The 18,626-nt window shown below is 62.1% G+C and carries 17 protein-coding genes; 14 read left to right on the forward strand and 3 right to left on the reverse strand.

Going from position 1 to position 18,626, the window contains the following annotated elements:
• The first annotated feature begins 11 nt into the window (after positions 1-11).
• Positions 12-1,007, forward strand: coding sequence for a hypothetical protein (locus tag J2X35_RS03945; RefSeq protein WP_310181612.1), 996 nt, complete (start codon positions 12-14; stop codon positions 1,005-1,007).
• Between the two features lie 49 nt (positions 1,008-1,056).
• Here the strand turns inward: J2X35_RS03945 and J2X35_RS03950 are convergent, their stop codons facing one another.
• The gene (locus tag J2X35_RS03950) at positions 1,057-1,716 is read right to left on the reverse strand and encodes a hypothetical protein (protein ID WP_310181613.1); all 660 of its coding nucleotides are present in this window, start codon (positions 1,714-1,716) and stop codon (positions 1,057-1,059) included.
• 215 nt (positions 1,717-1,931) lie between these two features.
• Here J2X35_RS03950 and J2X35_RS03955 point away from each other — a divergent pair, with 215 nt between their 5' ends.
• The 11 genes from J2X35_RS03955 (at position 1,932) to J2X35_RS04005 (ending at position 13,474) form a co-directional block, all read left to right on the forward strand.
• Positions 1,932-2,516 carry an ankyrin repeat domain-containing protein gene (locus J2X35_RS03955; RefSeq protein WP_310181614.1) on the forward strand — a complete coding sequence of 195 codons (585 nt, stop codon included), beginning with the start codon at positions 1,932-1,934 and terminating at the stop codon, positions 2,514-2,516.
• A gap of 121 nt (positions 2,517-2,637) precedes the next feature.
• Entirely contained in the window at positions 2,638-4,635 is a 1,998-nt protein-coding gene (locus J2X35_RS03960; protein WP_310181616.1) for a PhoX family phosphatase, read from the forward strand.
• Positions 4,636-4,865: 230 nt separating this feature from the next.
• Entirely contained in the window at positions 4,866-6,287 is a 1,422-nt protein-coding gene (locus J2X35_RS03965) for a DegQ family serine endoprotease (protein ID WP_405023193.1), read from the forward strand.
• Between the two features lie 50 nt (positions 6,288-6,337).
• On the forward strand, positions 6,338-6,739 hold the full coding sequence (locus J2X35_RS03970; RefSeq protein ID WP_310181618.1) for a hypothetical protein: 402 nt from the start codon (positions 6,338-6,340) through the stop codon (positions 6,737-6,739).
• Between the two features lie 41 nt (positions 6,740-6,780).
• Positions 6,781-8,094, forward strand: a complete 1,314-nt coding sequence (locus tag J2X35_RS03975) for a replication-associated recombination protein A (RefSeq protein ID WP_310181619.1) — start codon at positions 6,781-6,783, stop codon at positions 8,092-8,094.
• A 29-nt stretch (positions 8,095-8,123) separates the two neighbouring features.
• Positions 8,124-8,354 carry a hypothetical protein gene (locus tag J2X35_RS03980; protein ID WP_310181620.1) on the forward strand — a complete coding sequence of 77 codons (231 nt, stop codon included), beginning with the start codon at positions 8,124-8,126 and terminating at the stop codon, positions 8,352-8,354.
• A 15-nt stretch (positions 8,355-8,369) separates the two neighbouring features.
• Positions 8,370-9,068 (forward strand): DUF930 domain-containing protein, encoded by a 699-nt coding sequence (locus tag J2X35_RS03985; RefSeq protein WP_310181622.1) that lies wholly within the window; start codon positions 8,370-8,372, stop codon positions 9,066-9,068.
• Positions 9,069-9,127: 59 nt separating this feature from the next.
• Positions 9,128-9,505 (forward strand): fluoride efflux transporter CrcB, encoded by a 378-nt coding sequence (gene crcB / locus J2X35_RS03990; RefSeq protein ID WP_056108952.1) that lies wholly within the window; start codon positions 9,128-9,130, stop codon positions 9,503-9,505.
• 37 nt (positions 9,506-9,542) lie between these two features.
• Entirely contained in the window at positions 9,543-10,526 is a 984-nt protein-coding gene (locus J2X35_RS03995; protein ID WP_056115398.1) for an RluA family pseudouridine synthase, read from the forward strand.
• A 45-nt stretch (positions 10,527-10,571) separates the two neighbouring features.
• Positions 10,572-11,363, forward strand: coding sequence for an ATP12 family chaperone protein (locus J2X35_RS04000; RefSeq protein ID WP_310181625.1), 792 nt, complete (start codon positions 10,572-10,574; stop codon positions 11,361-11,363).
• Between the two features lie 230 nt (positions 11,364-11,593).
• A complete protein-coding gene (locus J2X35_RS04005) occupies positions 11,594-13,474 on the forward strand; it encodes an MFS transporter (protein ID WP_310181627.1) in 1,881 nt (626 codons plus the stop codon).
• A gap of 100 nt (positions 13,475-13,574) precedes the next feature.
• Here the strand turns inward: J2X35_RS04005 and J2X35_RS04010 are convergent, their stop codons facing one another.
• Complete coding sequence (locus tag J2X35_RS04010) at positions 13,575-13,772, reverse strand: DUF2735 domain-containing protein (protein ID WP_310181629.1); 198 nt, start codon at positions 13,770-13,772, stop codon at positions 13,575-13,577.
• A 314-nt stretch (positions 13,773-14,086) separates the two neighbouring features.
• On the opposite strand from J2X35_RS04010, the gene J2X35_RS04015 reads away from it, so the two are divergent.
• Positions 14,087-15,127 (forward strand): glutamine synthetase beta-grasp domain-containing protein, encoded by a 1,041-nt coding sequence (locus J2X35_RS04015; RefSeq protein WP_056108966.1) that lies wholly within the window; start codon positions 14,087-14,089, stop codon positions 15,125-15,127.
• A gap of 159 nt (positions 15,128-15,286) precedes the next feature.
• Here the strand turns inward: J2X35_RS04015 and J2X35_RS04020 are convergent, their stop codons facing one another.
• A complete protein-coding gene (locus J2X35_RS04020; protein WP_310181634.1) occupies positions 15,287-17,281 on the reverse strand; it encodes a GGDEF and EAL domain-containing protein in 1,995 nt (664 codons plus the stop codon).
• Positions 17,282-17,570: 289 nt separating this feature from the next.
• Here J2X35_RS04020 and J2X35_RS04025 point away from each other — a divergent pair, with 289 nt between their 5' ends.
• The gene (locus J2X35_RS04025; protein WP_310181636.1) at positions 17,571-18,614 is read left to right on the forward strand and encodes a class I SAM-dependent methyltransferase; all 1,044 of its coding nucleotides are present in this window, start codon (positions 17,571-17,573) and stop codon (positions 18,612-18,614) included.
• The last annotated feature ends 12 nt before the right edge of the window (positions 18,615-18,626 follow it).

An 18,626-nucleotide genomic window follows, 5' to 3' on the forward strand; every position in this document is an offset into this window, starting at 1 on the left:
GAGGAAAATTGATGATCAAAGCGCTCGGCAAGACCTCCAAACGAAATTTGCCGTTGAATGAGAGGGGCGGCAAGGAAGGCGAACCTGACAAGCCCGAACCGGTAAGCACCTTTATCGTCATCCCTTATTTTCCAGGAGACCGGGGTAGGCCGGGCAGCGAGCGGCCGTTGCCCGCCGGCGCCATTTCCTGGCTTTGCCCCTCGATCGTCGTCAACGGGCAGGCGGGCGGCGTATTCAAGCGCGGCGAGCCCACGGAGGTGACCGTCGCCGTTGCCAACTGGGGCGCGGGAACCGGCGCCGCTCCGGTTCAGGTATCTGTGTGGTGGGTCGACCCGTCCACCGGTTTCACCGATCCGACATTATTCGGGCAAACGGTCGTTGCCGTTCCGACGGGCGGACAGGTTTTTACCTCGCCGATCATCACCGGCATAGTACCACAGAGCGCACCACAGCACGTCTGCCTGGTGGCGCGCGTATCGAGCCCCTTTGATGTTCCAACGGGAGGCGCGATCCTGCCCGGCATCGAACGGCATTGGGCCCAGCACAATCTGGTCGAGGCGACGAGCGACAGCGATGGCGGCTTTGAATACAAGATCAGGCTGGTTAATCCGTTCGATCACGCCATGGCCTTCGATGTCAGGGCCGAACCCCTCGACACAAAAGCCTTACGGACATTGGGCGAAACGCTTCAGCTCAAACTCGTGGATGTAGGCAGGCGAACGGAAAGCCTGTCGCTGTATCTCGCGACCGGCGGGAAACCGCTGCGCCGGCTGCCCCGTGCGTCGGCTGAAAAGCTGGCTGCAAAGATGAAATGGACCACGCTCGACTTGCACCAAGTGAAGCTTGGTCCACGCGAATCCCGCCAGGTGAAGCTCGCCGGCAAGGTTCCCGAAGGCGTTGGCGGAGGCTCGGCTTTCGCAGTGGAAGTGCGCCAGAGCAGCGGCGACCACAAACGCGGCACCTACTATGAAGGCTCGGTCGGACTGATCGTTCGGGTGAAGGGCTGACGGATGAAGAACGAAGAGGCGCAACTGCGTCGGCTTTTCTCGAAACAGTTCAAGGGGCCTGCGCGGCCCCTTTTTCTTTTTCCTGAAGGCAGGAAAGATAGGCCGAGCCCGTGATCGTCTGCCAGCGGAGCTCTATCCTGGGTGCTTCTTCTGCCGGATAGGCATAAGAGTAAACGCTGTTGACTTCCGTTCGCTGGTCGATCTCACAGATCAACTTTGCAATGGGCGTATGTGCCAGAAATCGATCTATGTCCTCGTTTTCGATGAGGCTTGTATCGACTTCGAAGAACATCTGGACCGTGCCGACGCAAAGATCGAGCATGAACTGGTGGTTGCCAAAATTGGCGTAGTGGATTCTCACGTCTTGCAGGTTCCACAGCGCCGCTTGCAAGAAATCCGAGAGCTTGGCGCTTCCACCCAGCTCTTCCATTGCCAGCGCGAATTGATCGTTTACGCGCTCGGTCGTCTTTCGGATGCTGTTCGGGTGTTCTATCTGAAACCAATGAAGATCGTGGGGTGGATCGTTGCCGAACGAAACCTCGAGCGGTCCATATATCCAATATACCGGAATAGTCTCTACGTGTTCGGTGATCCAGCTATCCGGCGTACCCAGAATCCTGGCGACGTCGATCATCCTCAATCCCGGCTGGATCGGTCCCAAAGTGCCTGTTTTCAGAAAATCGCGAAATGAAAGGAGTTTCTTTTCCATCACATGCTCGACGCGAACGTTGTTCGATTTTCTTGAAACTGTTCGAAAGGCCCCTGCGGAGTACTTTTCGTTTGCGCTGCCTATATGTCGATGCAGGAGCACGCGAGTAAAGCGGAATGGTGGTGATGGCGAAACCGATTTTCATAACGGCACTGGCGTTTCTTCTGTCAGTGGCGAGTCCGCTGTTGGCTGACGGTCAAATCAAGGAAACGCAGATGGGGATCATAAGTGCGGTCAAGGCCGCGGACGTTGAGCAGGTGGGAAGATTGGTGTCTTCCGGTGCCGATCTCGAAACCCGCGACGGGCAGGGGCGGACCGCGCTGCTGCTTGCGGCCCGGGCCAACGCGGTCGAGGCCGCGAAGCTGCTGATTGCCGCCGGCGCCGATGTCAACGCCAAGGATTCCATCAACGACACGCCGTTCCTGTACGCAGGGGCCGAGGGCCGCGACGAGATACTCGAGGCGATCCTCGCCACGGGCCGCGCCAACCTGCGCGACACCAACCGCTATGGCGGAACGGCGCTGATCCCGGCGGCCCACCACGGTCATCCGAGCACAGTCCGCATTCTTCTCGGCACCGACATTGACGTCGACCATGTCAACGATCTCGGCTGGACGGCGCTGCTGGAGGCGGTGATCCTTGGCGATGGCGGGCCGGTGCATCAGGAAATCGTCGGGCTGCTGGTCGATGCCGGGGCAAAAAACACACCTGACCGCGATGGAAAGACGCCGCTCGATCACGCCCGCGACAGAGGTTTTCGCGCCATGGCGCAGCGGATAGAGGCAGGGCCTAAAAAGTAGTCCTTGCCGAAGGCAATCGGCAGCGGACTGCATTTCCCCTGACTCGTCATCAAACTGTTATCGGCCCGCTTTACGGCGTCGGGGAGCAAGCGATCCAGCCACCCCGAAGCCAGAGGCAGCCATGTCAGACCACGAGACCGCCCAATTCCGCACCAGCATGCTCGAGGAGAATGCCGGTCCCGGCACGAATCCAACCGACAACCGCACCATGGGCGAGATCATCGCCACGCGTTTCTCGCGCCGCGGGCTGCTGAAGGGTTCGTTGGCCGTCACCGCTATTGCCGCCACCGTCGGCCAGGTGGCGCTGTTCACCGCCGACAAGGCGCGCGCCGCCGGCGGTTCGGCCTTCTCGTTCGACGAGATCGAAGCGGGCGTCGATGACAAGCATCACGTCGCTGCCGGCTATGACGCCGATGTGCTTCTGCGCTGGGGCGATCCGCTGTTCGCCGATTCGCCCGATTTCGACCCGACCAGGCAGTCGGCGGAGGCGCAGGCGAAGCAGTTCGGCTACAACAACGACTATGTCGGCTACATCCCGATCGACGGTTCGGCCGAGCATGGCCTGCTCGTCGTCAACCACGAATACACCAACCCGCACCTGATGTTCCCGGGAATTGTGAAGGTGGTGGAAAAGGACGGCAAGAAGAAGCTCGATGTCGCGCCGCTCAGCAAGGAGCAGGTCGACGTCGAGATGGCCGCGCATGGCGGCACCATCGTCGAAATCCGCAAGCAGGACGGCAAATGGCAGGTGGTGCGCGACGGCAAGCTGAACCGCCGCATCACCTCCATGACCGAGATGGAACTGACCGGCCCGGCCGCCGGCAGCGACCGCCTCAAGACCAACGCCGATGCGACTGGAACCAAGGTGTTCGGCACGGTCAACAACTGCGCCGGCGGCGTCACGCCATGGGGCACCTATGTGATGGCCGAGGAGAACATCCACGGCTACTTCTCCGGCGAACTGCCGGCGGATCACAAGGAAGCAGCGAACTACAAGCGCCTCGGCATTCCGGAAGGCGCCTATGAATGGGCCGCTCACTACGACCGCTTCGACCTCGCCAAGGAGCCGAACGAACCCAACCGTTTCGGCTGGATCGTCGAAGTGGACGTGCAGGACCCGGCCTCGAAGCCTAAGAAGCGCACCGCTCTCGGCCGTTTCAAGCATGAAGGCGCGGAGTCCATCGTCGCCAAGGACGGCAAGGTCGTCTTCTATCTCGGCGACGACGAGCGCTTCGACTATGTCTACAAATTCGTCACCGCCGGCACGTTCAATCCGAACGATCGCGCCGCCAACATGAACCTGCTCGACGAGGGCACGCTGCATACGGCGAAGTTCGGCGAGGATGGTACCGTAGAGTGGATGCCGCTGGTGTTCGGCCAGGGCCCGCTGACGGCGGAAAACGGCTTCACCTCGCAGGCCGATGTGCTGATCGAGACGCGGCGCGCCGCCGACCTGCTCGGCGCCACCAAGATGGACCGTCCGGAGGACATCCAGCCGAACGCCACCAACGGCAAGGTGTATGTCATGCTGACGAACAACACCAAGCGCAAGGACGACCAGGTCGACGCGGCCAACCCGCGCGCCGCGAACGCCTTCGGCCATATCATCGAGATCACCGAGGACGGCGGCGATTTCGCCGCCGCCAAGGGCAAATGGGAAGTGCTGCTGAAGTGCGGCGATCCTTCGGTGGCCGAGGTCGGCTCGTCCTTCTCCACCGCGACGACGGCCAATGGCTGGTTCGGCATGCCTGACAACTGCGCGGTCGATTCCGCCGGCCGTCTCTGGGTTTCCACCGACGGCAACAACGTCAAGGAAACCGGCCGCACGGACGGCCTGTGGGCGGTCGATACCGAAGGCGAGGCGCGTGCGACGTCCAAGCTGTTCTTCCGGGTGCCGGTCGGCGCCGAAATGTGCGGCCCGCTGTTCGCGCCGGACGACCAGACGGCATTCGTGGCCGTGCAGCATCCGGGCGACGGCGGCGAAGAATGGGAAGGCTTTGGCCGCCCGTCCTACTACGAAGACCTGTCGACCCGCTGGCCCGACTTCAAGCCGGACATGCCGGTTCGCCCGTCCGTCATCGCCATCACCAAGCAGGGCGGCGGCAAGATCGCCGTCTGATCGCCTTCGCCTGCCAACCGACTCGCTTTCGGAAATCCCGGCCGTCGTGCCGGGATTTTCTTTTTTGCCTGCGGCCGGAGCCTTAAATCGCTGATTTCGCCTTTCATTTTGCACAATCCTCACGACAATGGCGCCGATCTCGTTTCGGAGGATTCGGAATGTTCGCCAACCGGCTGTCCAATGCCCTGGTCTCTGTCTTTGTCGCGGCGTCCCTGGCGTTCGGCGCGGGGATGGCTGCCGCGCAGGAGAAGCCTGCCCCCGAAAGCCCCGGCCTGTCGGACGTCCTGACCGATCTCCTGCACGGCGCCGAAGGCGACGCCGCCACAGCGGGTCCCGATCAGCGGGTTCCGTTCGGACGCGAGGAGATGCAGCTTTCCTTCGCGCCGCTGGTCAGGCAGACCGCGCCGGCAGTGGTGAATGTTTACGCCTCGCAAACGGCCAAGGTCCGTTCGCCCTTCGACGGCGATCCGTTCTTCGAGGAGTTCTTCGGCAGGGCGCAGCCGCGCGCGCAGTCCTCGCTCGGTTCCGGCGTGCTGGTCGACCCGACCGGCATCGTCGTCACCAATTTCCACGTCATCAAGGATGCCGACGAGGTGAAGGTGGCGACCTCCGACGGCCGTGAGTTCGCCAGCAAGATCCTGCTCAAGGACGAGACGCTCGACCTCGCCGTGCTGAAGATCGAATCTGACAAGCCGTTCCCTGTCGTCGTCATCGGCGATTCCGACGCCCTGCAGGTCGGTGATCTGGTTCTCGCCATCGGCAATCCGTTCGGCGTTGGCCAGACCACCACAAGCGGCATCGTCTCGGCGCTGGCGCGCAGCCATATCGGCGTGTCGGACTCCGGCTTCTTCATCCAGACCGACGCCGCGATCAACCCCGGCAATTCGGGCGGCGCGCTCATCAACATGGCCGGCCAGCTCGTCGGCATCAACACCGCCATCTACAGCCGCAGCGGCGGCTCCATCGGCATCGGCTTCGCCATTCCGTCTAACATGGTGCGCGCCTTTGCCGACGCGGCCAAGGCCGGCAGCGACTTTTTCGAGCGGCCCTATGTCGGCGCCGAGTTCGAGCCGGTGACGCCGCAGATCGCCGAATCCCTCGGCATGGAAGCGCCCGCCGGCGCGCTTGTCTCGTCGGTTGAGCCGAACGGTCCCGCTGGTAAGGCGGGGTTGAAGCCGGGCGACGCGGTGCTGACACTGAATGGCACCGCGCTCGAAGGTATCGAGGCGCTGGACTACCGCATGGCGACGCTGTCCATCGGCAGCAAGGCGACGTTCGGCGTGCTGAGCAAGGGCCAGAAGGAAACCATCGAAGTGGCGCTGGAGCGCGCGCCGGAAGGTGTCCGAACCTCGCAGGTGACGCTTCGCGGGCGCAGCCCGTTCTCCGGCGCCAAGGTGGCGGAACTTTCGCCGCGGCTGGCGCAGCGGCTGGGCCTGCGCACAGACATCAAGGGCGTAACCGTGGTCGATGTCACCCGCGATTCCCCCGCCGCCGATTTCGGTTTCCAGCCGGGCGACATCGTGCGCGAAGTCAACGGCCAAACCATAGATACCGCCGACAAGCTGGGGCAGGCTTCGCAGCAAAGCACCCGCTGGTGGCGGTTTACCGTCGAGCGCAACGGGCAGATGATGCGGCAGGTTCTGCGGTATTAACAGGTAGCGTCAGGATAGACGACCTCGGTTGGCGCGCGTAGCCTAGTGTGATGGACGCCGATAAAAAGCACTTTGCAAAGTTGATTGACTACCTTTCGCGGGTACCGTCAATCCAGACGAACTCCAGTCCGCAGCGAGGCTTCGGTATGGGGTATGCGCCATCTATCTGGTGGGTCAAATTTTCTATCGATATTGGTCACCCACTCGCTTGGAACGTTGTCCAAGAATTGGGTTTCGTTCTGAATTACCTATCTATTCAAGATAAACTACCAACGGCATTCATGCCGGTCTCACCGCCACCCCATGCAAATGGTGGTCCCAAAGCGTTTTTGAGTTGGGTCATCGAATGTCCTCTTGATGCCATGACACCGGATACCGTCGCAGAAGTGCTTGAAGGGCGCCTACCGCGACCGGTGGAAGATCAGTCGGAATGGCATCAGGATGATGCATAAGGTGCCATTTTTGGTGTTTGTTGTGTCCCGAAGACAAGATAATGGCCGATCTTTTCAGCGTCGATGAACCACCCCGCAAAGCCCCGCCCGGCCAACCGCTGGCGGATCGGCTGCGGCCGAAGTCGCTCGCGGAAGTGGTGGGACAGGATCATCTCACCGGCGCGGACGGCGCGCTGACGCGGCTGATTGCCTCCGGCTCACTCGGCTCGATGATTTTCTGGGGTCCGCCCGGGACCGGCAAGACCACGGTGGCGCGCCTGCTGGCCGGCGAGACCAGCCTTGCCTTCGAGCAGATTTCCGCCGTCTTCTCCGGCGTTGCCGATCTGAAAAAGGTGTTCGAGGCGGCGCGCCTGCGCCGCGCCAACGGCCGCCAGACGCTGCTGTTCGTCGATGAGATCCATCGCTTCAATCGCGCCCAGCAGGATTCCTTCCTGCCGGTCATGGAGGACGGCACCGTCGTGCTGGTCGGCGCGACGACCGAGAACCCGTCATTCGAACTGAACGCCGCTCTGCTTTCCCGCGCCCGCGTGCTGGTCTTTCAGTCGCTGGCCGAGGAGAGCATAGAAAATCTGCTGTCGCGGGCGGAAGAGATGCAGGGCGGTCCGCTGCCGCTGGATGCCGATGCGAGGGCGATGCTGGTGCGCATGGCCGATGGCGATGGACGTGCTTCACTGACCCTCGCCGAGGAAGTCTGGCGGGCGGCGAAGCCGGGCGAAGTGTTTGACGGGGAAGGGCTGCAGCGCATCGTCCAGCGTCGTGCGCCGATCTACGACAAGGGCCAGGACGGGCACTACAATCTGATTTCGGCGCTGCACAAATCGGTGCGCGGCTCGGACCCCGACGCGGCGCTCTACTATCTGGCCCGCATGTTCGACGCCGGCGAGGACCCGCTCTATCTCGGCCGGCGGCTGGTGCGCATGGCGGTCGAGGACATCGGCCTTGCCGACCCGCAGGCGCTTGTCGTCGCCAACGCCGCCAAGGACGCCTACGACTTTCTCGGTTCGCCCGAAGGCGAACTGGCGTTTGCCGAGGCCTGCGTCTATCTGGCGACCGCGCCGAAATCCAACGCCGTCTATATGGCCTTCAGCGCCGCCAAGCGGGCTGCCAGGGAGCATGGCTCGCTGCTGCCGCCAAAGCACATCCTCAACGCGCCAACCAAGCTGATGAAGGAAGAGAGTTACGGCGCTGGCTACCGCTACGACCATGACGAGGCTGAGGGATTTTCCGGTCAGGACTATTTCCCGGAGAAAATGGGTCGGCAGACATTCTACGATCCGCCCGAACGTGGCTTCGAACGCGATATTCGCAAAAGGCTGGAATATTGGGCTAAGCTGCGAAAAGAGCGGCAGGGTTAGCCTGGCGTTTCTTCAGGGGGGAGGGTGAAATGCAGAAGAACAAGGTGCTTGGCTGGATATTTATCGTCATTGGGGCATGGTATCTGCTGTCCGGCGTGGTCACCAACGACATGAGCGGCCTGGCCAGCCTCGGCTACAATCCCGACGCGCCGATGAGCTTCCAGCTCGCGCCGGTGCGCTTTGTCCTCGGCATCGCGATCAACGCGCTGATCATCTATTGCGGCATTCGCATGGTGCGGCAGGCGCGCGCGGCCAATTGAACGCCTGAGCCTTTCATGGCGGCACGAAAGGCTCAAAGGCAGCTTTCATTTGGACATTTCGCAACGCCGCAGTTGCGGCGATGGAGCGTTTGCGCCTCGCTGACGCTGCACAGTGTTGTGCTGGCTTTCCTCGCTCTGTCGCCTTCGGCTCGCACGCAATTGCCGCCACGGGAGGATAGCATTTCGGTCGATATGATTTCGCCGCAGCAGTTTGAAGCCATGGCGATGCCGAAACCTATCCCGCCGGTGCTTCAGGCGCCAGAAGTCGAACCTGAAGACCGGCAGGACGGGGCCAACCCGCAGAAGGCGGCTCCCGCACCGCAGCCCGGCATGATCCAGGCCACGCAAATGCTTTCGGCAAAGACGCTGGCCGATACGCGCAGCCGCAATGTCCGCGCCGATCTGGCCAGCATGGCTGGCAACGAGCGGCAGCTACAGCTATGCGCGGTCGAGGCGATGGACCAGATACGTCATTGGCGGAGGGACCTTGCGCCCGATCGGGTCGTGCCTTACGCCACCGCGCGCGAAAGGATTTCAGGCCCGCACGTCCAGGCCGATGGCGCAGCTTTTCGCAGCAAGGGCAATTGGTATGGCCTGAAGTTCAAATGCGATTTCGCCGCGGGTGGCGAAGCCGTAACCGGTTTCGCCTTTCTCGTCGGCGATCCGGTCCCGCGCGCACGCTGGGACGAACTGGGGTTGGCTCCGGTTCATTGAGGGCAGGGGGCGTCGGAAGTGCGGTTGACCCGCTGCGCAAGCTGAGTCACATCAATCCTATGATCAATGTGCTCCTCGTCGCCCTCGGCGGCGCCATCGGCGCCAGCATCCGCCATCTTGCCAATCTGGGCGCCCTGCGCCTTGTGGGGCCGAATTATCCGTGGGGAACCATGGCGATCAACATCGCAGGCTCCTTTCTCATGGGCGTTTTCGTCGAGATATTGGCGCGCCGCTACGGTGGATCGAGCGCGCTCAAGCTGTTCGTCGCCACCGGCATACTGGGCGGCTTCACCACCTTTTCCGCCTTCTCGCTCGATTTCGCCGTGCTGTGGGAGCGTGGTGACGCGCTGCCTGCCCTCGGCTATGCGCTCGCCAGCGTCATCGGCGCGATCTTTGCCCTGTTTCTCGGACTTTGGCTCGTCAGAAGCGTTCTGTAGTGCTATTGCCGCCCCTCGAAGGATGGCTGAAGGCAAGATGGCAGGTGTAGAACAGATCGCGGTTGAGGCGGGCGAGGCGGGCATGCGGCTCGACCGCTGGTTCAAGACCCACTATCCGGGGCTCGGCTTCGTCCAGTTGCAGAAGCTGCTGCGGTCGGGGCAGGTGCGCGTCGACGGGGGCCGCGCCAAGACGGACACGCGCGTCGAGCCAGGTCAGATGATCCGCATCCCGCCGCTGGACGCCGACAGGAAGGGCGAGGGCAATCTCACCGGCCACTCGATCCGCAATCAGGACGATGCGGATGTTCTGGCCAAGATGCTCTTGCACGAGGACGATAAGGTTTTTGTCTTCAACAAGCCGGCCGGGCTTGCGGTGCAGGGCGGCTCGGGCGTCACCCGCAATGTCGACGACATGCTGGAGGCATGGCGCAGCAAGAAGGGCGAGAAGCCGCGCCTGGTTCATCGCCTCGACCGCGACACGTCCGGGGTGCTCGTCATCGCCCGGACCCGGCTCGCGGCAATGAAGCTGTCCGAAGCGTTTCGTGCCCGCGAGACCAAGAAGACCTATTGGGCGCTGGTCAAGGGCGTGCCGCCGAAGCGCGAGGACAAGATTTCGACCTGGCTGGTCAAGGAGCCGACGCCGGACGGCGACCGCGTTCGCGTCGCCAAGCATGGCGAGAAGGGGGCGGACCATTCCGTCTCCTACTACCGCGTGGTGGAACAGGCGGCGCAGACGTTGTCGTGGCTGGAGATGGAGCCATACACCGGCCGCACGCATCAGCTTCGCGTCCATGCTGCCCATATCGGCTGCCCAATCATTGGCGATCCGAAATACTTTGAAGCCGACACCAACTGGGATTTTCCCGGCGGCATGCAGAACCGGCTGCATCTCCACGCACGACGCATTCGCATCCCGCACCCTGACAAGGGCGTCATCGATGTTAGCGCGCCGATGCCGCAGCACATGCGCCAGAGCTGGAACCTGCTCGGCTTCGACGAGCGGAACGCCGAAGACAATTGACGCCGACTGGCAGCCGCCGCCCCGGCTCCCTATCTTGGAAGAACCATGCGCGACATCCTGAACGACCTCGAGGCCGGCAAGTATCTGTCCGATCCGGACCCGGTGCGCCGCGCCCAGATCCAGATGAAGACACCGCAGCCGAAGCGCTTCTACAAAGTCGCTTCCGTTGCTCCGGTCGAGGGCGGCTTTGCCGTCCATCTTGATGGCAAGCCCGTCCGCACGCCGGGCAGGGCCTTGCTCGCCATGCCGAACGGACAGGCTGCCGCGCTCGTCGCAGCGGAGTTCGAAGCACAGCAGGAAATCATCGATCCCGTGACCATGCCGGTGCTGCGGCTGGCCAACACCGCCATTGATGGCGTCGCCAGCGATCCGCAGGCGGTGCTGGAAGACATTCTGCGCTTTGCCTCGTCCGATCTGCTCTGCTACCGCGCCGATGGCCCGCAAGGCCTCGTCGACCGCCAGAACCAGCATTGGGACCCGGTGATCGATTGGGCGCGCGCCGGCCTTGGCGCTCGCTTCAACCTGGCCGAAGGCGTCATCCATGTCGACCAGCCGCGCGAGACGATTGCCGTCCTTGGCGCTCACCTTGCCCAGCGTGCCGAACCGCTGCGCCTGGCGGCTCTTCACGTCATGACTTCGCTGACCGGATCGGCCCTGCTGGCGCTGGCCGTCGATTTTGGCGAACTGGACGGCGAGGCCGCCTGGCTGGCAGCCCATGTCGACGAGGACTGGCAGATCGATCATTGGGGCCAGGACGCCGAGGCCGTCGCCCGCCGCGCCCACCGAAAGCGCGATTTCCTCGCGTCGATCCGTCTGCTCGAAGCATTGCGAAGCTGACAGCCTGTAGCGGATATTCCGGGCTTTGAAGTCACCGTTCCGCGACGCCGGCAGACCGGAATCTGTCACCCGGCGTCATTTTCTTAGACCAAAGTCATAATCCCAAAGGCGCTCTGCCGTTGGGCCAAGCTTTCTGTAATCTCCGCCCAATGCCCGAGCCGGGTCCCGTTCGGAGGACTTGGGCCGATACCCCGGCATCAGGGCAGATGGACATTATGGGAGGACAACCTATGGCAATGGCATCCACCGCTGGCGGGGCGACCCGCAGCATGACGCGCGAGGAGAAGAAGGTCATCTTCGCATCCTCGCTCGGCACGGTTTTCGAGTGGTATGATTTCTATCTTTACGGCGCGTTGGCTGCAGCCATCGGCGCGACATTCTTCAATTCGTATCCGGAAGCCACGCGCAACATCTTCACGCTGCTGGTGTTCGCAGCCGGCTTCCTCGTGCGGCCGTTCGGCGCGCTCGTGTTCGGCCGTATCGGCGACCTCGTCGGCCGCAAATACACCTTCCTCGTCACCATCATGATCATGGGCATGTCGACCTTCCTGGTCGGTATCCTGCCAGGATCGGCAAGCTGGGGCATCGCCGCGCCTATCATCCTGATCGGACTGCGCATGCTGCAGGGCCTTGCGCTCGGCGGTGAATATGGCGGTGCGGCGACCTACGTTGCCGAACACGCGCCGGATGGACGCCGCGGCTTCTACACGTCATGGATCCAGACGACGGCGACGCTCGGCCTGTTCCTGTCTCTCGTCGTCATCCTGATCGTTCAGAACTCGATGAGCGCGGCGGACTTCCTGGCCTGGGGCTGGCGCATACCGTTCATCGTCTCGGTCGTTCTGCTCGCCATTTCGGTCTGGATTCGTCTGACGCTGAGTGAATCGCCGACCTTCCAGCGCATGAAGGAAGAGGGCAAGGGCTCCAAGGCGCCGTTGTCGGAAGCATTCGGCCAGTGGAAGAATGCCAAGATCGCGCTGCTGGCGCTGTTCGGCCTCACCGCCGGTCAGGCCGTGGTCTGGTACAATGGCCAGTTCTACGCCCTGTTCTTCCTGTCCAACGTGCTCAAGGTCAATCCGGTCACCGTCAACATCATGATCGCGATCGCGCTCGCACTCGGCTCGATCTTCTTCGTGGTCTTCGGCTGGCTTTCCGACAAGGTAGGCCGCAAGCCGATCATCATGGCCGGCCTTGCACTGGCGATCCTCACGACCTTCCCCCTGTTCAAGGCCCTGACATGGGCTGCCAATCCGGACCTGGCGGCGGCTCGCGAGAACGTCCGTGCCACCGTGACCGCGGCCCCCGGGGATTGCAGCTTCCAGTTCAAGCTGACGGGCACCGAAAAGTACACGTCGTCCTGCGATATCGCGACCAACTTCCTGGCCTCGAACTCGGTTCCCTACGACGTTGTGCAGACTGGAGCCGCCGGCACGCCGGCTTCGGTGAAGGTGGGCGACAAGAACATCGAATCCTATGACGGCACCGCGGCGGACGCGGCAGCCAAGGCGGCAGCTTTCAGCAAGGCGACGTTCCTTGCGCTGCATGATGGCGGCTATCCGCTGAATCGCGGCGTGGCCACGGTTGCCGACCAGAAGCTCGACGCCTTCGTGACAAGCAATCCGGAACTCACTTTGGACGCAGCCGCGATCCGTGGCGGTGAAAAGAAGACGGTTCCGGTTGCGCAGGCGATCAAGGACAAGCTGGTAACCGCCGAAGAGGCGGCAGGCGCGACCGAGATCACCACCTACAGCATTGCCGGCGGCGGTGCCTACGCGATGAAGGCTGACCCGGCCAAGATCAACTGGCCGCTCACTATCGGCATCCTGTTCATCCTGGTGCTCTACGTCACCATGGTCTACGGCCCGATCGCAGCCATCCTGGTCGAAATGTTCCCGACCCGTATCCGCTACACCGGCATGTCGTTGCCCTATCACATCGGCAATGGCTGGTTCGGCGGCCTTCTCCCGGCAACGGTGTTCGCGCTGAGCGCCGCCAGGGGCGATATCTACTACGGTCTCTGGTATCCGGTGGTGATCGCCGCGATGTCGCTGATCATCGGTACGATCTTCGTGCGGGACACATTGGGAACCAATCTGGAAACCAAGCAGTAGTAGAGCTTCGCATCCACTGAATGAAAAGCCCGGCGCATGCGCCGGGCTTTTTTGTGCCTTCAGAGACGTTCAGGCGGACAACTGGCCGAGCCAGAGCCTCTCAGACGGGCCGCTTGCGCTGGGCGTCCCGGATGGCTTCGTCGTGATACCAGGCGCTGCCGAAATCCGTCAGCTCACCGCGCAACGAAGCAAGCTCTGCCTCAAACTTGGCCGAGCTGCTCAAAATTTTGGCATGACCGCGCGATGCGAGGGGAAAGGTCAGAATTTTCGCCGACTGACGATGAGGAGTCGCTTCCATGGGCCGGTCTCCTTTTGCTTCTGCCGGAACCGTTCATTGGGTTGACCTGAACGTAATGGTTGCGATCTGTTTAGGCAATATGCCTAGAAAAATAACAGTAAATGCACATTAATTGTGCAGATAGCCGGTTTTGAGCCATCGCGATGCAGCTTTTACCGCTGTGGCTAGAGGTCGTCTGGAAAATGGACTTTGTCGGCCAAAGCAGGGTTTGAAATTGGCACGCTCGTTGCATCGCAGGCGCCAGCAGGTCGGTCGTTGGGACCGAACGCATGGGGGCCTTTGCGGTTCCGCCCACTATCGACGAGAGGTCAAACATGACGAAGTACAAGCTGGAGTACATTTGGCTCGACGGCTACACCCCGGTTCCCGGTCTGCGCGGCAAGACGCAGGTCAAGGAATTCGAAGCGTTTCCGACGCTGGACCAGCTTCCGCTGTGGGGCTTCGACGGCTCGTCCACCATGCAGGCCGAAGGTCATTCGTCCGATTGCGTGCTGAAGCCGGTGGCCCTTTATCCGGATCCGGCCCGCACCAACGGCGTGCTGGTCATGTGCGAAGTCATGATGCCCGACGGCGTCACCCCGCATGCCTCGAACAGCCGCGCCACCATCCTTGACGATGACGGCGCCTGGTTCGGCTTCGAGCAGGAGTATTTCTTCTACAAGGACGGCCGCCCGCTCGGCTTCCCGGAAAGCGGCTATCCGGCGCCGCAGGGCCCGTACTACACCGGCGTCGGCTACAAGAATGTCGGCGATATCGCCCGCCAGTTGACCGAGGAGCATCTCGACCAGTGCCTGGCCGCCGGCATCAACCACGAAGGCATCAACGCCGAAGTGGCCAAGGGCCAGTGGGAATTCCAGATTTTCGGCAAGGGCTCGAGGAGCGCCGCCGACCAGATGTGGATCGCGCGCTATTTGCTGCTGCGCCTGACCGAGAAGTACGGCATCGACATCGAGTTCCACTGCAAGCCGCTCGGCGACACCGACTGGAACGGCTCGGGCATGCACTGCAACTTCTCGACCGCCTACATGCGCGAAGTCGGCGGCAAGGCCTATTTCGAGGCGCTGATGGCTGCCTTCGACAAGAACCTGATGGACCACATCGCCGTCTACGGCCCTGACAATGACAAGCGCCTGACCGGCAAGCACGAGACCGCGCCGTGGAACAAGTTCAGCTACGGCATCGCTGATCGCGGCGCCTCGATCCGCGTCCCGCATTCCTTCGTCAGGAACGACTACAAGGGTTATCTGGAAGACCGCCGGCCGAACTCGCAGGGCTGCCCCTACCAGATCGCCTCGCAGGTGCTGAAGACGATCGCGGAAGTGCCGACCAGTGCAGCCGCCAAGGCCGCCGCGTAAGCATCGCCGGCCCAAACCTTCAAAGCCCGGTCACCATGCGTGGCCGGGCTTTTTGTTGGTGGATCGGATCGGGTCGGTTTCGCAAGCGTTGTCAACTGCTGCGCGAGGCTTCCGCAGATTGCGTGCGCATCCGAGATTGCCGCCGGGCTTGGTGAGCGATTATGCCGGCTGGCGCTTCGCTGTCCGCCGCTGCCCGCGGGGCAGATCCTTCATGAAGCTGTCTATGTGCGCAGGGCGGCCGATATAGAACCCCTGGATCTGATCGATGCCGAGATGCTTGAGCAAGGTCATCTGCTCGGCGCTTTCGACGCCTTCGACAAGGATTTTCGGTCCTCGGTTGCGGATCAGCCGGACGATATCCTGGAACATGTCGATGCCGCGCGGCGTCGTGCAATCATGCAGGAAGGAGCGGTCCACCTTCACCGTGTCGAACTCGATCAGCCGCAGCCATGACAGGCCGGCAAAGCCGGTGCCGAAATCGTCGAGCCAGATTTTTATGCCGAGCAGCTTGAGATCGGAGATGCAGCGCAGGACGTCGGAGTGCATCTCCATCTCCAGCCCTTCGGTGATCTCGAACGCCAGACGGTTTCCGGTGACGCCCGTCTCGCCGAGTATCGTGGCGACCGAGGCCGCGAAGCCGGGCGTCTTGAGCTGAATCGGCGACACGTTGATGCTTGCCACCGGGGCGAGGTTGGTCGCCAGGACATCGGTGCAGGCCGTGCGCACCGCCCAGCGGCCGAGTTCCTGTATCGCACCGGTGCGCTCGGCCACGGGAATGAAAAGGCTGGGCGGCACCGATGTGCCATCCGGCATCCTCAGGCGCATCAAGGCCTCGAGCGCTTCGAGACGGTGCGAATTGACGTCGTGAATCGGCTGATAGACGAGCGAGACGAGCTGCTTTTCGATGGCGATGCGAAGCAGCGCGGCGATGTTCTCGCTCTCGTCGCTGCTTTGCGGGTCTTCCGGATCGAACAGCTTGACGCAATTGCGGCCGCTGGCCTTGGCGAGATACAAAGCGCGGTCCGCTTCATGGATGATCTTTTCGAGTTTCGCCCCGCTCTGCTGCCGCGTGACGGCGGCGCCGATGCTGACCGTGACGATCTGGATGCCGTCCCGGCGCTGCTGATGCCGGATCGTCAAGTCCTCAACCGCCTGGCGAAGTTCTTCGGCGAGTTCCATCACCTCGCCACGGTCTTGCACCGACGCCAGGACGATGAATTCCTCGCCGCCGTACCGGCCGATCGAAACGCCCGGCCTCATCATGTTGCGCAGACCCTCGGCAACGAGGATCAGGCATTGGTCGCCGTCCTGGTGGCCATAGCAGTCGTTGAAGCGTTTGAAGAAATCGACGTCGATCAACAGCGCCGCGAAATTCTCGCCCTGCTGCTGCCACAGCGCCCACAAATCGTGCAGCCGGTCATCGATCGCCCGGCGGTTCTCGAGCCCGGTGAGCGGATCGGTCCGGGAAAGCCGGAGCAGGGCCCTGCCGCGTTCCGTTGCCTCGGCATGCTGTATTTTCGCTTCCAGCGCGTTCAGGAAAACACTGTACCGCTCCTTGTTCAGCCGCCAGTTCACGTAGGAGGTGAAGATGAAGCAGGAGACGTGGAACACGCCGAAAGAGAGCTGATAGATGTGATTGTTGGGAAAAAGATAGAAAAGAACGAACAGCGACGCCAGCAGCATGACCCCTGAAACAAGCAGGGAGAAGTGAAACCTGAAGGTGAAAAACAGGTTGGCGCTCATCATGAATATGGCGCCGAACACGAGATAATACGAAATCGTTTCGGTGTATTGGGTGGTTATGGCCGCGAACAGCCAGCCGCCATAGGCGAGAACCAGCGCCACCGCGCAGGTGAGGTCCATCCGGCTCGCCGACACGTTATGGCGAAATTGCCATTCCACCATGATCAACGTGCCGAGGCCGACGGCAAAGCGCGCCGCGATCGTCAGCGCGGCGGCGTCGGGAATAAGCAGAACATCCGTGACCGAGAAGACAAGATAGACCAGCACCGCGGCCCACAGGCCCTGGCGGATCGCCACGCGCCGGATTTCATCGACATCGCTGCGGTAGAGCGCCTGCAAATGCGCGGGGGACGGACGTTCCATCCGTTCATGCAGATCGCTGTCGATCGAATCGGCCATCGTTTGCGTCATGCGTGTTCCGTCGAAATGCGATGACTCAACGTCGGCCGGCTGGATTGCCTGTTGAACAACGCCTTCGCTGTCTCGAAACCACCCATAATGTGGACGCCTTCAGACTGCGGGAAATTCTCGCCCCAGGAATGAAAGTTTCCGTTAAACGCACAGCCATTCCAGGGTGAGCGTTAGCAAATTCTCAAAAAAACAATTCCAATATTAACCAAATGCCTATGAAAGGCTTGAGTTGGGGTGCCTCGCGGCTATCATAGGGTTAACAATTCGTGAACGGCAGGCGGACAATTTTATGAATGAGTTGCAACCTGTGCTGGATGGCGAAAGCCTCATCACCCCGGCTGCCGTCGAAGCCGACATCGCCGCACTCCATCCGTCTCACGATGGTGATCAACTCGCGATTGCGACTGCGGAGCTCGGCCTTGTGCTCCATACGGCCCGGCAGGGGTTCGAAAGCGGCCGCGATCCGGTCCAGACGATGCGCTGGACCGTCGAGGCGCTGCACAAGACCCGGCGCAAGGTCAATCCGAGAGTCTGGCGGGCGCTGATACCGCTGGCGCAGGAGCATCCCGTTGCCGAATATTTCCACCGCGATCCCTTCACGCGCTGGTCGTTCCGCAAGCCGCGCGGCTATTCCGGCGACGCCCGGTTGCTGGACTTCATCTATCAGCATGAAAGCGTGCAGGGGGACGTTGCCGACGCCTTGCCGGTCGGGCAATCGCTCTACGCCTACAGCAAGTATTATCCGTCATGCGTGGCGGTTCGGGAGCGCCGCGATCTGCTGACGCGGCAGGTCGACGAGATCGCCGATGAGCGGGGGCAGGGCACCGAGGTGCTGACCATAGCCGCCGGCCATCTGCGCGAGGCCGACAATTCGGTGGCTCTCAAGGATGGCCGGATATCGCGCTGGGTGGCGCTCGATCAGGATCCGATGAGCGTGGGCTCGGTCGCGCGCGATTTTTCCGGCAGCCGAGTCGAAGCCATCGACGGTTCGGTTCGCGGCCTGCTGACGGATGCCTACAAGCTTGGCACGTTCGATTTCGTCTATTCGGCCGGGCTCTACGACTATTTGACCGACGCCGTCGCCATTCGCCTCACCAAGCGCTGCATGAAGATGCTGAAGCCGGGCGGCACGCTCCTGTTTGCCAATTTCTCGCCGGAACTGACCGACGACGGTTACATGGAAACCTTCATGGACTGGACGCTGCTGCTGCGCTCCGAGGCGGACATGTGGTCCATCGTCAACGCCAGCGTCGACCGCAACACCGTCGACGCCAGCGTGTTCTTCGGCGAGAACCGCAACATCGTCTACGCCGTCATCCGCAAGCGGGACTGACTTTCCAGTCAT

The organism is Mesorhizobium sp. BE184 (assembly GCF_031457045.1).
In the GTDB taxonomy this organism is placed as follows: domain Bacteria; phylum Pseudomonadota; class Alphaproteobacteria; order Rhizobiales; family Rhizobiaceae; genus Mesorhizobium.

Coding starts and splice junctions, on each gene's coding strand:
- J2X35_RS04005 (WP_310181627.1), top strand. CDS start 11,594: ATGGCAATGGCATCCACCGCTGGCGGGGCGACCCGCAGCATGACGCGC.
- J2X35_RS03970 (WP_310181618.1), top strand. CDS start 6,338: ATGGACGCCGATAAAAAGCACTTTGCAAAGTTGATTGACTACCTTTCG.
- J2X35_RS04020 (WP_310181634.1), bottom strand. CDS start 17,281: ATGACGCAAACGATGGCCGATTCGATCGACAGCGATCTGCATGAACGG.
- crcB (WP_056108952.1), top strand. CDS start 9,128: ATGATCAATGTGCTCCTCGTCGCCCTCGGCGGCGCCATCGGCGCCAGC.
- J2X35_RS04025 (WP_310181636.1), top strand. CDS start 17,571: ATGAATGAGTTGCAACCTGTGCTGGATGGCGAAAGCCTCATCACCCCG.
- J2X35_RS03945 (WP_310181612.1), top strand. CDS start 12: ATGATCAAAGCGCTCGGCAAGACCTCCAAACGAAATTTGCCGTTGAAT.
- J2X35_RS03960 (WP_310181616.1), top strand. CDS start 2,638: ATGTCAGACCACGAGACCGCCCAATTCCGCACCAGCATGCTCGAGGAG.
- J2X35_RS03985 (WP_310181622.1), top strand. CDS start 8,370: ATGGCGGCACGAAAGGCTCAAAGGCAGCTTTCATTTGGACATTTCGCA.
- J2X35_RS04015 (WP_056108966.1), top strand. CDS start 14,087: ATGACGAAGTACAAGCTGGAGTACATTTGGCTCGACGGCTACACCCCG.
- J2X35_RS03975 (WP_310181619.1), top strand. CDS start 6,781: ATGGCCGATCTTTTCAGCGTCGATGAACCACCCCGCAAAGCCCCGCCC.
- J2X35_RS03955 (WP_310181614.1), top strand. CDS start 1,932: ATGGGGATCATAAGTGCGGTCAAGGCCGCGGACGTTGAGCAGGTGGGA.
- J2X35_RS03980 (WP_310181620.1), top strand. CDS start 8,124: ATGCAGAAGAACAAGGTGCTTGGCTGGATATTTATCGTCATTGGGGCA.
- J2X35_RS04010 (WP_310181629.1), bottom strand. CDS start 13,772: ATGGAAGCGACTCCTCATCGTCAGTCGGCGAAAATTCTGACCTTTCCC.
- J2X35_RS03995 (WP_056115398.1), top strand. CDS start 9,543: ATGGCAGGTGTAGAACAGATCGCGGTTGAGGCGGGCGAGGCGGGCATG.
- J2X35_RS03950 (WP_310181613.1), bottom strand. CDS start 1,716: ATGGAAAAGAAACTCCTTTCATTTCGCGATTTTCTGAAAACAGGCACT.
- J2X35_RS04000 (WP_310181625.1), top strand. CDS start 10,572: ATGCGCGACATCCTGAACGACCTCGAGGCCGGCAAGTATCTGTCCGAT.
- J2X35_RS03965 (WP_405023193.1), top strand. CDS start 4,866: ATGGCTGCCGCGCAGGAGAAGCCTGCCCCCGAAAGCCCCGGCCTGTCG.